This is a genomic window from Capnocytophaga sp. oral taxon 902 (assembly GCF_013394735.1).
Lineage (GTDB): Bacteria > Bacteroidota > Bacteroidia > Flavobacteriales > Flavobacteriaceae > Capnocytophaga > Capnocytophaga ochracea.
Map to the genome: position 1 here is coordinate 981732 of NZ_CP058261.1, position 14275 is coordinate 996006.

Genomic DNA, 14275 nt, shown 5'->3' on the forward strand with positions numbered 1-14275 from the left:
TTAAGTTATTATCTTTTCATTTTCTCTTTCTTCATATGCCTTACCTAAAAGGGCTAAAAACTCTTTGCGAGGTATTTCCTCTGCTCCCAAACGCTCTAAATACTCGCTGTATATTTGGCAATCTACCAATGCTATATTGGAGTGTGCTTGCAGGTAGGTGATAAAGCCGTATTCTGAGGCATTATTGCGCTTGCTAAACATACTCTCCCCACAAAAGATTTTGCCCATTTTTAGCCCGTATAAACCTCCTATGAGTACATCTCCTTCCCACACCTCTACCGAGTGCGCTATCCCTCTTTTATGCAAGCCTGTATAGGCTTCTATCAGTTCAGGGTGAATCCACGTGCCGTCTTGGTCTTTACGCGGAACAGTAGCGCACTGTCGCATCACCTCAGTAAAACAACGGTTATAAGTAACGCAATAAAGTGCTTCGCGTAGCATCTTGCGCATATGCTTGCTGATATGCAATTTCTCCCGAAAGAGTACAAAACGCGGGTCAGGACACCACCAGACTACCGGCTCTCCTTTGTTATACCACGGGAAAATACCCTCCGAATACGCCTCAATAAGTCGTTCAGGGGTAAGACTCCCTCCTAAAGCAACAATTCCTTCCTCCGAAGCCGTATCGGGGGAAGGAAAAGATGTTTTATCGTTCGTTAAGTATATCATTCTTTAGAATGGCAAATCGTCTTCCTCAGTAGGGGCAGAAGCTCCCTGTGCGGGGTCTGGTGCACTAAAAGCCTGTTGAGGGGCTTGTGGCGGATACTGAGGAGGCGTTTGTTGGTATTGTGGTGGGGCTTGCTGATATTGCGGAGGCGCTTGCTGATACTGTGGTTGTGCATATCCTTGTGGCGGATAAGCTGGTTGCCCCTGTGGTGGATATTGCCCTTGCGGAGGGGGATAGGCTCCTTGTGCCACCTCAGCATTTTCAATACGCCATCCTTGTAAGTTCACAATATATTTAGTTTCACCTTGCGGGTTTACCCATTCACGACCGCGAATATTGAAACTGATGCGTACCAATTGCCCTACCTGAAAGTTGTCGAGAAGTACACATTTTTCTTGTACAAAGTCAAAAGGGATATACTGGGGGTATTGTTCCTCAGTAGAAATCACCACATCACGGCGTTGAAAGCCGTTTTGTCCTACAGTTTGTGTAGGGCTAATCTTTATAATTCGTCCTTGAATTTCCATATTGGTATTCCTTTTATTGCTTATTCTGATAATATTTACAAGGGCAAAGATACTATTTTTTTAGTTATCGGCAATACTTATACCCTAAAATATTACAAAACATTTTACTTTTTGCCCAAAAACATTCTATTTACAAGTCTTTGTATAATCATCTACCAACTGTATCATTCCTTCTTTCGTTTTGGTGTTGTATTTAGTAACATCTAATGAAGGACAGTTGATATATTTAGCCAATATTTTTTGTATTTTATCTGCACTCTTCGAACCAAAAGTTGCTTTATCTCCCAAATATACCGCTTTGTCAGCTCCCTTAATCTTTAAATAGTAATCCTCAGGATATCTGCTGTGTGCCAACACGTAATTGCCGTTGTTATCATACAGAATTTCAAAGAACTGAGCAGCCCCCGAAAGTACGTTTAACTGTGAACCTCCGTGAGCAAAAAAGCCGTCTTCTGCACTTTTTGAACCTATAAAACAACGCTCATCTATGCAGAATTTCACACCGTCCTTCGCTTTAAAATAAGCGTCTTTCTCACCTTCCTTTTTGAATTTCATCGTTGCCCCATATGAAGTAAGGTCTGATACATTCTGCTCTTTGTTAAGTATCGCTCCTACCGACTGGAATTCAATCGTAATAAGCCCCTCTTTCTTATCCCCTTTAGCATCTATCACATAACCCGGAGCATCGTAAATATTTACCGTTTGCTTTTTCGCTTCCTCCAACATTTCTTTATTTTGCTGGTCGATAGCATTCTTTCTACCTTCTAAATATTGACTAAAAGCCTCAGTCATATCGCCAAACGGATAGCCATTGGCATAAAGCCTATTCACAATTCTTTTATCAGCCACCCCTATTTTGGTAAGAGGAACAAATACCGGAAACTCTTTTTGGTCGTAGGTTTTTATAACGAAATAATCTTCGTTTTTATACGAATGATGATGCGCAGTAGCCACTACGTGACCTTTGATATCTGTTACCGTAAAATCAGTGATAACAATACCCCCATCTCCGTTTTGCACTTTGCGCACAATAATGCCTATTTGCTTGCCGTTTTTAAGAATCGCATCTCCCTGTACCGAAATTTTATCAGCCGTAGCCAAGTTATCTTCCGTTTGAATAGTATTCCGCTCTTGTTCAAACACAGCGTCCCATTTCTCTGAGAACGGACGATGAGTACTCTCAAAAAAAGCCGTTACCACCGCAGGGTCAATACCCTTTTCTGTGAGCATTCCAGTCCCCGATTTAAAGACACAGTCAAGCAGGTACTTCTCACCCGAAAAAGTAAATTTCAATTTATCCGGAATTGCCACTTCCCGAATTACCCCATTAGCATTAGAAAACTCTATCCAACGGTGAGGAGCTAAATTACCTTGTGCCGTTTCAGCCGTAAGAACCACCCTGTACAACAAATGATTCGAAAGGTCACTAAATTGATATTTACCGTCCTTTTTCTCAATCTTAGCAACGGGAGTACCATTTGATAGAAGTTCACCCTTCTTTACTTTAAAATCTTGCGCACAAACATTCATTACCGAAAGTACGCCTATTAAAAATAAACATTTCATTTTATTCATCTTGAAAAAACAATTAAATTACAACCGCAAAAATAATGAATTTTGTAATATATACAAGATATATAAAAGAAAAATCCATCATTCCCCCCTTCACCCTTCTGTTTTCTCTCGCTACATCCCCTCTTTCCCGTCACTCGCCCCCTCGTCATTTGTCACTCGTCACTCGTCATTTTTTCCCCTTTCCCGTCTCTACATTCCCCCTTTGAAGGTAGCCTGCGACAGCTGGGTATGTGCACCGCGAGAGATTTTCATCACATTTTCTTCGTCATTCGTCTCTCGTCATTCGTCATTTCATTATTTTTTCCGTCACACTTCCCCCTATTGCCTATGGCCTAAGGCCTATTGCCTTTTCTCTTTCTTTCGCCTCGAAACCCCGTTTTTAACATTTTTAACCCTATTGTATCATATTATCAATCAACCTCTTATATACCCTTTCTATACCAATCGTCCAAGATTCGTATAAGCTTCCTATAAGCTCTCTATAAGCTACCCCCACCCTCCTCACACCCTTTTTTCACTAAAACTTCTCTCAGCTCTCTTCCGTTCTTTTCCGTTTCCTTCCGATAGCTCTGATGTGTCACTTTTAGGGGTATACACTTTGCCAAAGTTTGAAACTTTGGCAAAGTTAATCTTCTCTGGTGCAAGCTTGTAACTCGCACCCCATTTGCTAATCTCTTAATTCCCTAATTTTCTCATTTTCTCATTTCCTCATTTTCTCATTCCCTCATTTTCCAATTATTTATTGTAACTTTGCCAAAAGTTTAAACAGATTTTGTTATGTTTATCTTTGTCTTGTATTATTAACGTATAAAACTAAACTTTTATGGATACCATAAATTGTATTTTAGGAGTGTTTTACATAACAATGGGAATTCTAATCTCAAAATTTCCTAACTTGTTATCAGGATATAACACATTATCTGATGAAGAGAAAGAATCTTTAAAAAACACAGAGTATACGCTGTATCTGCGTAATGTCTTTATTATTTGTGGATTAGCTTCTATTTTTTTAACTTTTCTGTCTCGTTCCGTTGTTTGGGACATTGGTGTTTCCATATTACCAGGCTTACTTATTCCCATTTTATCTGTATTACGATCTCCTATAAGAAAACAATCTTCTTCTAAAAAAACTATTTACATTGTTCTTTTCTTAATCGGGGCTGTGTGTATTTTTCTTTTTTATGGAATGAGAGAAAGTGATATTGAGGTTAGCAAAGAAAGAATTGAGAATTCAGGTCTTTATCATTTTAATATTAAAATGAAAGATATTGATTCAATAACTCTTGTTAACGAATTACCTAAATTTGTTTTGCGAACTAACGGTTTTGATGTAGGCATTATCAAAAAGGGATTTTTTAAAACCGAAAAAGGTGATGTATATAAACTTTCTTTACGTGTTAATACAAAACCTTACATTAAGATTTATCACTCTAAAAATCAAATACTTCTTTTGAATTATGGCGATTCTATACAAACTTTACAATTATTCAATAATATCAAAACACATATGAAATGAACCCAAATTTTATAATTTCGCCTAAAACATTAACTCTTATTACGGACATTCAGTTGTACAGCCACATAGTCGCGAATCCCTTTCAAATTTTGTAGTTTTCCCATTGATAACAACTATTAAAAATTGCATAAAGCATTCGAATGGTATAATTATTGCAACAAACTTTAATATTAATTTTTTAAATTGAATCAAGTATGAAAAAAATTATTGCTTTAGTATCAGTGATTTGTTTATCACTAGTAGCTTTTTCTTCTATATCTTGTAGCAAGAATGATGACCCAGCAGACAATGACCTTTTTGTAGGAACCTACAAAGGTAAAATCTCTTATTCAAATGGAGATGAAAAAAAATCTGCTGATAACGGAGCTGTGACAGTTGTTAAAACAGGAAATGACTATTATTTCCGTTTTTCAGACGGCATTCCTGACCTTAAAGGTGTTAGCTTCAAAAAAGAAGGAGATAACACTTTAGTAAACATCGACTTGAAAGATGGTGTGAAAATCATTAGAATCAACGCCTCTTCATTGAACATTTTGTATACTACAGATGGAAAGACCTGGACTGCTAACGCAAGTAGGTAATTCTGAAAAAGAAGTACTAAAAAAACCCCGAAAATATATATTTTCGGGGTTTTTTCATTTTTAATATGTGCTCTTCCTTCCTTATTACTTCTTTTTAAATATCAAATTTATCAAGAATAAAATAACAATAGCTCCAATAGCTCCTGTCAAGATAGCACCAATCCATCCTCCTCCAAGTGAGACGTGAAACACATCTCCTAAAAGCCAATACCCCACGATACTTCCAAGAATACCAATAATGATATTGCCTATAAGACCTAATCCACTACCTTTATAGATAGTTCCTCCTAACCATCCAGCGATGGCTCCAATAATAAGTGTTGCGATAATACCCATAATTTTTAATATTAAATTAGGGTACAAAGGTAAGAATTATCATCTAAAAAAACAAATAAAAATCATAAAAGGGAGAGGATTCGCTCGATTTACTTGGCGTTATTGTTCAGATTATTTACTTATACATTTTGTAAATTGCTTTCAAATTTTGTAGTTTTGCGATTGATAACAACATGCCGGTCGCCAAACAGCCGATAACATTAGTTGTGAATTGCTTTCAAATTTTGTAGTTTTGTGATTGATAACAACTGTTGAGTATTTTATAAGAAGTCAAATTACGTTGTGAATTGCTTTCAAATTTTGTAGTTTTGCGATTGATAACAACACACTTGAAAGTGAACGCCTTGCCGTACGAGTTGTGAATTGCTTTCAAATTTTGTAGTTTTGCGATTGATAACAACGTTATTGCGCAAGTAGCGCGGCTTCACTAAGTTGTGAATTGCTTTCAAATTTTGTAGTTTTGCGATTGATAACAACAGGGCTTCGAGCTTGTAGAAGTCGTATTCTGTTGTGAATTGCTTTCAAATTTTGTAGTTTTGCGATTGATAACAAATAGAATTTGTTAAAAACAATACAAAGTCTACAATTAAAAGTTAAAACAATCTTAAACTTTGTTAACTTACTTGACAGAGAAGAGAATATCTTATAACTTTGTCGCAAAATTCTAAAATATTTAATCATGAGAACACTTTTTTCAATTAATTAATCATTTTTATTATGAAAAAGTCAGTACAAATCTTTTTAGAACTTATCTCAGCTATTGCACTTTACTTGTTTATAAATTCAATAGCCTATGGAGATCATTTGGTAACCCTACCCCTATACTTAACAGGGATAGTGATTATGAGTTATCTCTTTGTAAGAGAGAGACCCCAAGAATGCCTACAAAGTGCCTTACGCATTGTTCTTCCGTTTACGGGGTTAATGCTTATTGCAGGGAGTCTGCCTGATGCACATTTCAGTTTAGCTCTGATTTATATTGTGAGCACAGGGGTAGCTTTTTTATTAGGGATGCTCATTGCCACCGTGAGCAAGACGTACCAGAAGATAGGCTTATCGGCATTGACTTTTCTGCTGGTAGTTGCCGTACGGTTGTCGTTTTCAGCGGAGTTTCAATATTTGATAGGCGTACATTGGTATACCTTAGGAAGTTAATCATCTAATAGAATATAGAAAGAGGTTGCTCAGAAGTCTGGGCAACCTTTTTTATGCTTTGTTACTTATAAAATATTTTTTTTGTATCTTTGCGCTTTATTGTTGAACTATTTGATAAATTAAACATTTATGTTGTGAATTGCTTTCAAATTTTGTAGTTTTGCGATTGATAACAACATTGCGTATGGCGTGGTTATAGGTTCCTACGTTGTGAATTGCTTTCAAATTTTGTAGTTTTGTGATTGATAACAACGATGATTAATAAAAAAACGAGAGGCAAAGAGTTGTGAATTGCTTTCAAATTTTGTAGTTTTGTGATTGATAACAACCATACCCACGATGTACCTTATACACTTGTCGTTGTGAATTGCTTTCAAATTTTGTAGTTTTGTGATTGATAACAACTATCCTCATAGGGGCTAACGAGGGCTTGGCGTTGTGAATTGCTTTCAAATTTCGTAGTTTTGTGATTGATAACAACAGATAAAGAATGTTTATCCGGAGTTTGAAGGTTGTGAATTGCTTTCAAATTTCGTAGTTTTGTGATTGATAACAACAGATAAAGAATGTTTATCCGGAGTTTGAAGGTTGTGAATTGCTTTCAAATTTTGTAGTTTTGTGATTGATAACAACACGCTTTCGTAAAATCAAACAAAAAGTATTGTTGTGAATTGCTTTCAAATTTTGTAGTTTTGCGATTGATAACAACACTTCAAATTTTTCATTGCCACGCCCTACCGTTGTGAATTGCTTTCAAATTTTGTAGTTTTGCGATTGATAACAACCAGGTAGCCCATTAGGAGTTTCTTTTGTTCGTTGTGAATTGCTTTCAAATTTTGTAGTTTTGCGATTGATAACAACAACGCAAATATTCTTTTACATTGCGCCCTAGTTGTGAATTGCTTTCAAATTTTGTAGTTTTGCGATTGATAACAACCAAGTAATAACATTAAGCACATTAATAGTAGTTGTGAATTGCTTTCAAATTTTGTAGTTTTGCGATTGATAACAACGAAGTGGAAATGATAAAGATTAGTTAAGAGGTTGTGAATTGCTTTCAAATTTTGTAGTTTTGCGATTGATAACAACTAATGAACACTACACAAGCTAAGAATTTAATGTTGTGAATTGCTTTCAAATTTTGTAGTTTTGCGATTGATAACAACCTACATACATCAACTTCCAAGACCAGCCGCGTTGTGAATTGCTTTCAAATTTTGTAGTTTTGCGATTGATAACAACAACGCAAATATTCTTTTACATTGCGCCCTAGTTGTGAATTGCTTTCAAATTTTGTAGTTTTGCGATTGATAACAACGTGTTTTTTAAACTAATAAATATGCAACTAGTTGTGAATTGCTTTCAAATTTTGTAGTTTTGCGATTGATAACAACTAAATGGTCACAGAGAGATGGGTATACGAAGTTGTGAATTGCTTTCAAATTTTGTAGTTTTGCGATTGATAACAACTAAATGGTCACAGAGAGATGGGTATACGAAGTTGTGAATTGCTTTCAAATTTTGTAGTTTTGCGATTGATAACAACGGCATTAAAGTACTTTTGAGAAAGGCAAAAGTTGTGAATTGCTTTCAAATTTTGTAGTTTTGCGATTGATAACAACTTTGCCTCTTCAGCATTAGGCGCTTTCACTGTTGTGAATTGCTTTCAAATTTTGTAGTTTTGCGATTGATAACAACCAATACATTAGGGGCTTCACTTTGTAAAATGTTGTGAATTGCTTTCAAATTTTGTAGTTTTGCGATTGATAACAACTACAAAACTTTTTGAACTGTGAAAAGAGCTGTTGTGAATTGCTTTCAAATTTTGTAGTTTTGCGATTGATAACAACTTCCTTGTTCTTCTGATAATAGCAAGGGAGGTTGTGAATTGCTTTCAAATTTTGTAGTTTTGCGATTGATAACAACTTGAACGGAGGTATAATGAATATTTATATGGTTGTGAATTGCTTTCAAATTTTGTAGTTTTGCGATTGATAACAACTATATAAACGGACAAAAGGCAGATGTAGAAGTTGTGAATTGCTTTCAAATTTTGTAGTTTTGCGATTGATAACAACTTCATATCGAAGTATATATCCTCAATATTGGTTGTGAATTGCTTTCAAATTTTGTAGTTTTGCGATTGATAACAACGAGGTGATTTTTCAATCGGGAAAGAGGGGAGTTGTGAATTGCTTTCAAATTTTGTAGTTTTGCGATTGATAACAACATCGAGTTGCAAGGTTTGTTCGCGCCTCTGGTTGTGAATTGCTTTCAAATTTTGTAGTTTTGCGATTGATAACAACAAGTAAAAGGAAATCGCCAAACTGACAACCGTTGTGAATTGCTTTCAAATTTTGTAGTTTTGCGATTGATAACAACTATGAATCCTTTTTTATTAAATCCATTAGAGTTGTGAATTGCTTTCAAATTTTGTAGTTTTGCGATTGATAACAACTAGCGGTTTCTCTTAGTGTAGTAGGGTGCAGTTGTGAATTGCTTTCAAATTTTGTAGTTTTGCGATTGATAACAACGAGGGCTTGAAAAATAGCCCACCCCGCCCCGTTGTGAATTGCTTTCAAATTTTGTAGTTTTGCGATTGATAACAACAAAGGGGAAATTATTCCTTTGCGACTTCTTGTTGTGAATTGCTTTCAAATTTTGTAGTTTTGCGATTGATAACAACTCGAGGGGAAAACTGTTATAGGACTACCTTGTTGTGAATTGCTTTCAAATTTTGTAGTTTTGCGATTGATAACAACTTTGTATATTTAATTGTTAATTATTGTTCTGTTGTGAATTGCTTTCAAATTTTGTAGTTTTGCGATTGATAACAACGTGGAAGGCGGGGCTATTAAGGAGATTAAGGTTGTGAATTGCTTTCAAATTTTGTAGTTTTGCGATTGATAACAACTGGGAACGGGTGAATATAGTAGAGGGTACAGTTGTGAATTGCTTTCAAATTTTGTAGTTTTGCGATTGATAACAACAAAAAACGCAATCCCTTATTCAGGAAATCCGTTGTGAATTGCTTTCAAATTTTGTAGTTTTGCGATTGATAACAACATCCATAGCATCTCTTTCTCTTATGTTGTAGTTGTGAATTGCTTTCAAATTTTGTAGTTTTGCGATTGATAACAACCAGACGCCCTTATTACTGTGCAACTTTCTTGTTGTGAATTGCTTTCAAATTTTGTAGTTTTGCGATTGATAACAACTCATCACTGTCCTTCCTTCTCCCTAATCTCGTTGTGAATTGCTTTCAAATTTTGTAGTTTTGCGATTGATAACAACGTGGAAGTAACCATTAACAAAACAAGAATTGTTGTGAATTGCTTTCAAATTTTGTAGTTTTGCGATTGATAACAACAAAACTCCGTTTTTCTGTATTGTAGCGACTGTTGTGAATTGCTTTCAAATTTTGTAGTTTTGCGATTGATAACAACTTTTTAAATCTATTTATGAGGAACAAATTCGTTGTGAATTGCTTTCAAATTTTGTAGTTTTGCGATTGATAACAACGAACAACACCGCAAGGCTAATGAAGCATACGTTGTGAATTGCTTTCAAATTTTGTAGTTTTGCGATTGATAACAACTGATAGGTGTATGGCAAGGCTGGGAGTTGAGTTGTGAATTGCTTTCAAATTTTGTAGTTTTGCGATTGATAACAACACATAGGCGCAGAGCTTATGAATAGGGGCTGTTGTGAATTGCTTTCAAATTTTGTAGTTTTGCGATTGATAACAACCCCGACAGATTCATTTTCAGCTGAAAACTGGTTGTGAATTGCTTTCAAATTTTGTAGTTTTGCGATTGATAACAACAAGGAGGCGTTTATAAATACAATATACAATGTTGTGAATTGCTTTCAAATTTTGTAGTTTTGCGATTGATAACAACCCCGACAGATTCATTTTCAGCTGAAGACTGGTTGTGAATTGCTTTCAAATTTTGTAGTTTTGCGATTGATAACAACAAGAGGCTACTAATGAACTTTCACAAATAAGTTGTGAATTGCTTTCAAATTTTGTAGTTTTGCGATTGATAACAACAAAACTCCGTTTTTCTGTATTGTAGCGACTGTTGTGAATTGCTTTCAAATTTTGTAGTTTTGCGATTGATAACAACTGGTAGAATTATCAAACGATGCCAAAACTAGTTGTGAATTGCTTTCAAATTTTGTAGTTTTGCGATTGATAACAACACCAAAAAGTTATAGATATTATAATAACCAGTTGTGAATTGCTTTCAAATTTTGTAGTTTTGCGATTGATAACAACAATGGAAATCTTTAAGTGAAGAGGACTTGTGTTGTGAATTGCTTTCAAATTTTGTAGTTTTGCGATTGATAACAACCCCGACAGATTCATTTTCAGCTGAAGACTGGTTGTGAATTGCTTTCAAATTTTGTAGTTTTGCGATTGATAACAACTTTCAAATATTTTCAAAGCGAAATTTTTCAGTTGTGAATTGCTTTCAAATTTTGTAGTTTTGCGATTGATAACAACTTATGAAACATCTTATGGGAAAGAGTATTGTTGTGAATTGCTTTCAAATTTTGTAGTTTTGCGATTGATAACAACGGTAACAAAATTGTAGTAAAGCCCTTAGGTGTTGTGAATTGCTTTCAAATTTTGTAGTTTTGCGATTGATAACAACCAGTTCTTTACGATGCCTATTCATAAAGGCGTTGTGAATTGCTTTCAAATTTTGTAGTTTTGCGATTGATAACAACATAAGGTTTCTATGAGTCCAATGGCTAACCGTTGTGAATTGCTTTCAAATTTTGTAGTTTTGCGATTGATAACAACGAGTCGGGACTATTTTTATAATGATAAAGGGTTGTGAATTGCTTTCAAATTTTGTAGTTTTGCGATTGATAACAACAATGGAATCTTGTAATGTCTAAGAACAACGGTTGTGAATTGCTTTCAAATTTTGTAGTTTTGCGATTGATAACAACATACAATGAATATTTCATATGGACAAACTTGTTGTGAATTGCTTTCAAATTTTGTAGTTTTGCGATTGATAACAACATTTGTTTTTCAATTACTTGTTGGAACTCTGTTGTGAATTGCTTTCAAATTTTGTAGTTTTGCGATTGATAACAACTGGTTAGACACGTATATAGCCTCTTCTAATGTTGTGAATTGCTTTCAAATTTTGTAGTTTTGCGATTGATAACAACAGTAGCCGTCAAGCAGCAACTTACAGCAGAGTTGTGAATTGCTTTCAAATTTTGTAGTTTTGCGATTGATAACAACATTTGAGAGTAACAGTATCTTCAAGCGATAGTTGTGAATTGCTTTCAAATTTTGTAGTTTTGCGATTGATAACAACCTAAGATTGCAAATACCGATGTCAAATACGGTTGTGAATTGCTTTCAAATTTTGTAGTTTTGCGATTGATAACAACCATCGTTTGCCTCTTGATACTATTCACCTCGTTGTGAATTGCTTTCAAATTTTGTAGTTTTGCGATTGATAACAACCTTCGTGTATTCGATTCCTCTTAACAGCGTGTTGTGAATTGCTTTCAAATTTTGTAGTTTTGCGATTGATAACAACTAATTCAAACAAAAACCCTCTCTTGTTAGGGTTGTGAATTGCTTTCAAATTTTGTAGTTTTGCGATTGATAACAACCGACCTTCACCTTCTGTTACTTCTAATCCTGTTGTGAATTGCTTTCAAATTTTGTAGTTTTGCGATTGATAACAACATACAATGAATATTTCATATGGACAAACTTGTTGTGAATTGCTTTCAAATTTTGTAGTTTTGCGATTGATAACAACTCTTTTGGTAGTCTCTTATATAGGCTACAGGTTGTGAATTGCTTTCAAATTTTGTAGTTTTGCGATTGATAACAACGTACCCTAAAATTTTGTAGGACTCGATGCTGTTGTGAATTGCTTTCAAATTTTGTAGTTTTGCGATTGATAACAACCAACGATAAGTGTCGAGCAAGTGAGGACTTGTTGTGAATTGCTTTCAAATTTTGTAGTTTTGCGATTGATAACAACTAGACACATTGAAAGGAGAATTAAAAGCTCGTTGTGAATTGCTTTCAAATTTTGTAGTTTTGCGATTGATAACAACTGATTGATATTTCTCATCGCTAATAAAAGAGTTGTGAATTGCTTTCAAATTTTGTAGTTTTGCGATTGATAACAACACCCGCACCCCCTCCCCTCCCTCTCTTCCTGTTGTGAATTGCTTTCAAATTTTGTAGTTTTGCGATTGATAACAACAAGACCAAAGTACACAGAAAGTCACTATATGTTGTGAATTGCTTTCAAATTTTGTAGTTTTGCGATTGATAACAACATACAATGAATATTTCATATGGACAAACTTGTTGTGAATTGCTTTCAAATTTTGTAGTTTTGCGATTGATAACAACAATCTCCTAAGGATGAAGGCGATAATGCTGGTTGTGAATTGCTTTCAAATTTTGTAGTTTTGCGATTGATAACAACATTCCTGTGACATTGACCCTGAGGTATCTAGTTGTGAATTGCTTTCAAATTTTGTAGTTTTGCGATTGATAACAACCTCAATCTTTTAAGAGTTTAAATATCAATCCGTTTTGCTTAAAAACAGTACTGAAAAACCTCCTCTTTTGCCTTTGTTTATAAGACAAAAGAGGAGGTTTTCACTTTCCTATTCTTCTTAAAAAAGCTCTAATTGCACATAAGTTTCGGGAGCTGCTGTTTCTCTCTGACAGTAAAAGAACTCCATATCGCCAAACTGCTTATCGGTTAGACACATAATAGCTATATTGCCATACTGAGGTAAGTTTTGTTTTACACGATTGATATGCACTTGGGCATTCTCTCTACTAGGGCAATGCCTTACATACATCGAAAACTGAAAGAGCGTAAAACCGTCCTTTATGAGTTTATCACGAAAGTTCTGTGCTTCTTTACGCATCTTTTTCGTTTCTGTTGGCAAATCGTATAATACTAATACCCACATAATTCTATAAGCATTATATCGTTCGGCTATGATCATAATTCAGGATAAGCTATCAGTCGCTTTTCACCCGTATAGCATTTGTATAAAGAAGAAGCTGTGTTCTTTACTGCTACTATCAAGGGGTGGGTATTCTTTTCTATCTGTACATCACGGGTTGCCATCTGCAGTATATGAGCTTTACTTTCTTTGTTGAGTTCTTCTACTTCAGGATGTGTTGTGAGCCATTCCATTACCAATAAATCTACTATGGGTCGGTAGGGTTCCATTATGTCGCTTGCCAAACAATAGGGGTTGTACTTATTGCGATGGAAAATTCCTAATACTAATAATAAACCTGTATCTACCAATGCGCGGGCTACGATACTGAGTAAAACTCCATATCCGAAATTGAAAAACTGATTAGGATATTCACCAAATCTATCTCTAAGAAAATCATAATCGATAAGGTACTTCCAATAGTGTTGCGCTGCAATACCTTCCATATTGGTCGTATCGCCCGATTTTACTTCTTTTAGATAGTCGTACATCGGGTCAGCATACTTTCCTAAATGTTCTAAGACCTTAGCTTGGTTCTGAATTTTGCACTCTACAGTTTGCTTCCAAAGTTGTTTTTTAAGAGGTTCGCTCACTTCTAACTGCGTTTTCACCCGTTCAGAATATTGAGTATTCCCACCGAAAGGAAGCATTGCTCCTAAGGGTAAGTGTTTTTCATCACAACTGATAAGTACCACATTATTCTCCATCAATTCTTGCAGTAATTGATGAGAAACTGTAATTTGATAATGGTCGAGCATCAGCAAACCCAAATCTTCAATAGGCACACTTCCTTTTACAGTTTGGGTAGTGGGGTCGGTTATTTTGAGTTGCTTATCTTTCAACTTCAAATGAGCAGGATTGCCTATGTAAATAGATCGGTATAACATAGTTTAAAGGG

General features: G+C 35.1%; 9 protein-coding genes and 2 CRISPR repeat arrays. Of the genes, 3 read left to right on the forward strand and 6 right to left on the reverse strand.

Features of this window, described 5'->3' with window-relative positions; translation table 11 throughout:
• The 3 genes from aat to HW278_RS04145 all read right to left on the reverse strand — a co-directional run bounded on the left by aat (window position 1) and on the right by HW278_RS04145 (window position 2760).
• Complete coding sequence (gene aat, locus HW278_RS04135; RefSeq protein ID WP_178977013.1) at window positions 1-669, reverse strand: leucyl/phenylalanyl-tRNA--protein transferase; 669 nt, start codon at window positions 667-669, stop codon at window positions 1-3.
• Window positions 670-672: 3 nt separating this feature from the next.
• A complete protein-coding gene (locus tag HW278_RS04140) occupies window positions 673-1194 on the reverse strand; it encodes a DUF3127 domain-containing protein (protein ID WP_009411581.1) in 522 nt (173 codons plus the stop codon).
• Window positions 1195-1320: 126 nt separating this feature from the next.
• Window positions 1321-2760 carry a hypothetical protein gene (locus HW278_RS04145; RefSeq protein WP_255493758.1) on the reverse strand — a complete coding sequence of 480 codons (1440 nt, stop codon included), beginning with the start codon at window positions 2758-2760 and terminating at the stop codon, window positions 1321-1323.
• A gap of 832 nt (window positions 2761-3592) precedes the next feature.
• On the opposite strand from HW278_RS04145, the gene HW278_RS04150 reads away from it, so the two are divergent.
• Both HW278_RS04150 and HW278_RS04155 read left to right on the forward strand, forming a co-directional pair.
• Window positions 3593-4285, forward strand: a complete 693-nt coding sequence (locus HW278_RS04150; protein ID WP_178977015.1) for a DUF3784 domain-containing protein — start codon at window positions 3593-3595, stop codon at window positions 4283-4285.
• Window positions 4286-4479: 194 nt separating this feature from the next.
• A complete protein-coding gene (locus tag HW278_RS04155; RefSeq protein WP_178977016.1) occupies window positions 4480-4866 on the forward strand; it encodes a hypothetical protein in 387 nt (128 codons plus the stop codon).
• 84 nt (window positions 4867-4950) lie between these two features.
• Here the strand turns inward: HW278_RS04155 and HW278_RS04160 are convergent, their stop codons facing one another.
• Complete coding sequence (locus tag HW278_RS04160) at window positions 4951-5202, reverse strand: GlsB/YeaQ/YmgE family stress response membrane protein (protein ID WP_009411577.1); 252 nt, start codon at window positions 5200-5202, stop codon at window positions 4951-4953.
• A gap of 127 nt (window positions 5203-5329) precedes the next feature.
• Window positions 5330-5756: direct repeats of the CRISPR family, unit length 46 nt; unit sequence GTTGTGAATTGCTTTCAAATTTTGTAGTTTTGCGATTGATAACAAC.
• Window positions 5757-5919: 163 nt separating this feature from the next.
• On the opposite strand from HW278_RS04160, the gene HW278_RS04165 reads away from it, so the two are divergent.
• On the forward strand, window positions 5920-6357 hold the full coding sequence (locus HW278_RS04165; protein ID WP_178977017.1) for a hypothetical protein: 438 nt from the start codon (window positions 5920-5922) through the stop codon (window positions 6355-6357).
• A 131-nt stretch (window positions 6358-6488) separates the two neighbouring features.
• Window positions 6489-12918: a CRISPR direct-repeat array (repeat unit 46 nt; unit sequence GTTGTGAATTGCTTTCAAATTTTGTAGTTTTGCGATTGATAACAAC).
• Between the two features lie 117 nt (window positions 12919-13035).
• Here the strand turns inward: HW278_RS04165 and cas2 are convergent.
• Window positions 13036-13377: a CRISPR-associated endonuclease Cas2 gene (gene cas2, locus HW278_RS04170; protein WP_009411569.1), complete on the reverse strand. Its 342-nt coding sequence runs from the start codon at window positions 13375-13377 to the stop codon at window positions 13036-13038.
• Window positions 13374-14264 (reverse strand): type II CRISPR-associated endonuclease Cas1, encoded by an 891-nt coding sequence (cas1, locus tag HW278_RS04175; protein WP_178977018.1) that lies wholly within the window; start codon window positions 14262-14264, stop codon window positions 13374-13376. The genes cas2 and cas1 overlap by 4 nt, the downstream gene beginning before the upstream one ends.
• Between the last annotated feature and the right edge of the window lie 11 nt (window positions 14265-14275).

Excerpts from the sequence above, each read along its gene's own strand:
- cas1 (WP_178977018.1), bottom strand. The coding sequence starts at position 14,264 with ATGTTATACCGATCTATTTACATAGGCAATCCTGCTCATTTGAAGTTG.
- HW278_RS04140 (WP_009411581.1), bottom strand. The coding sequence starts at position 1,194 with ATGGAAATTCAAGGACGAATTATAAAGATTAGCCCTACACAAACTGTA.
- HW278_RS04165 (WP_178977017.1), top strand. The coding sequence starts at position 5,920 with ATGAAAAAGTCAGTACAAATCTTTTTAGAACTTATCTCAGCTATTGCA.
- cas2 (WP_009411569.1), bottom strand. The coding sequence starts at position 13,377 with ATGATCATAGCCGAACGATATAATGCTTATAGAATTATGTGGGTATTA.
- HW278_RS04160 (WP_009411577.1), bottom strand. The coding sequence starts at position 5,202 with ATGGGTATTATCGCAACACTTATTATTGGAGCCATCGCTGGATGGTTA.
- HW278_RS04145 (WP_255493758.1), bottom strand. The coding sequence starts at position 2,760 with ATGAAATGTTTATTTTTAATAGGCGTACTTTCGGTAATGAATGTTTGT.
- HW278_RS04150 (WP_178977015.1), top strand. The coding sequence starts at position 3,593 with ATGGATACCATAAATTGTATTTTAGGAGTGTTTTACATAACAATGGGA.
- HW278_RS04155 (WP_178977016.1), top strand. The coding sequence starts at position 4,480 with ATGAAAAAAATTATTGCTTTAGTATCAGTGATTTGTTTATCACTAGTA.
- aat (WP_178977013.1), bottom strand. The coding sequence starts at position 669 with ATGATATACTTAACGAACGATAAAACATCTTTTCCTTCCCCCGATACG.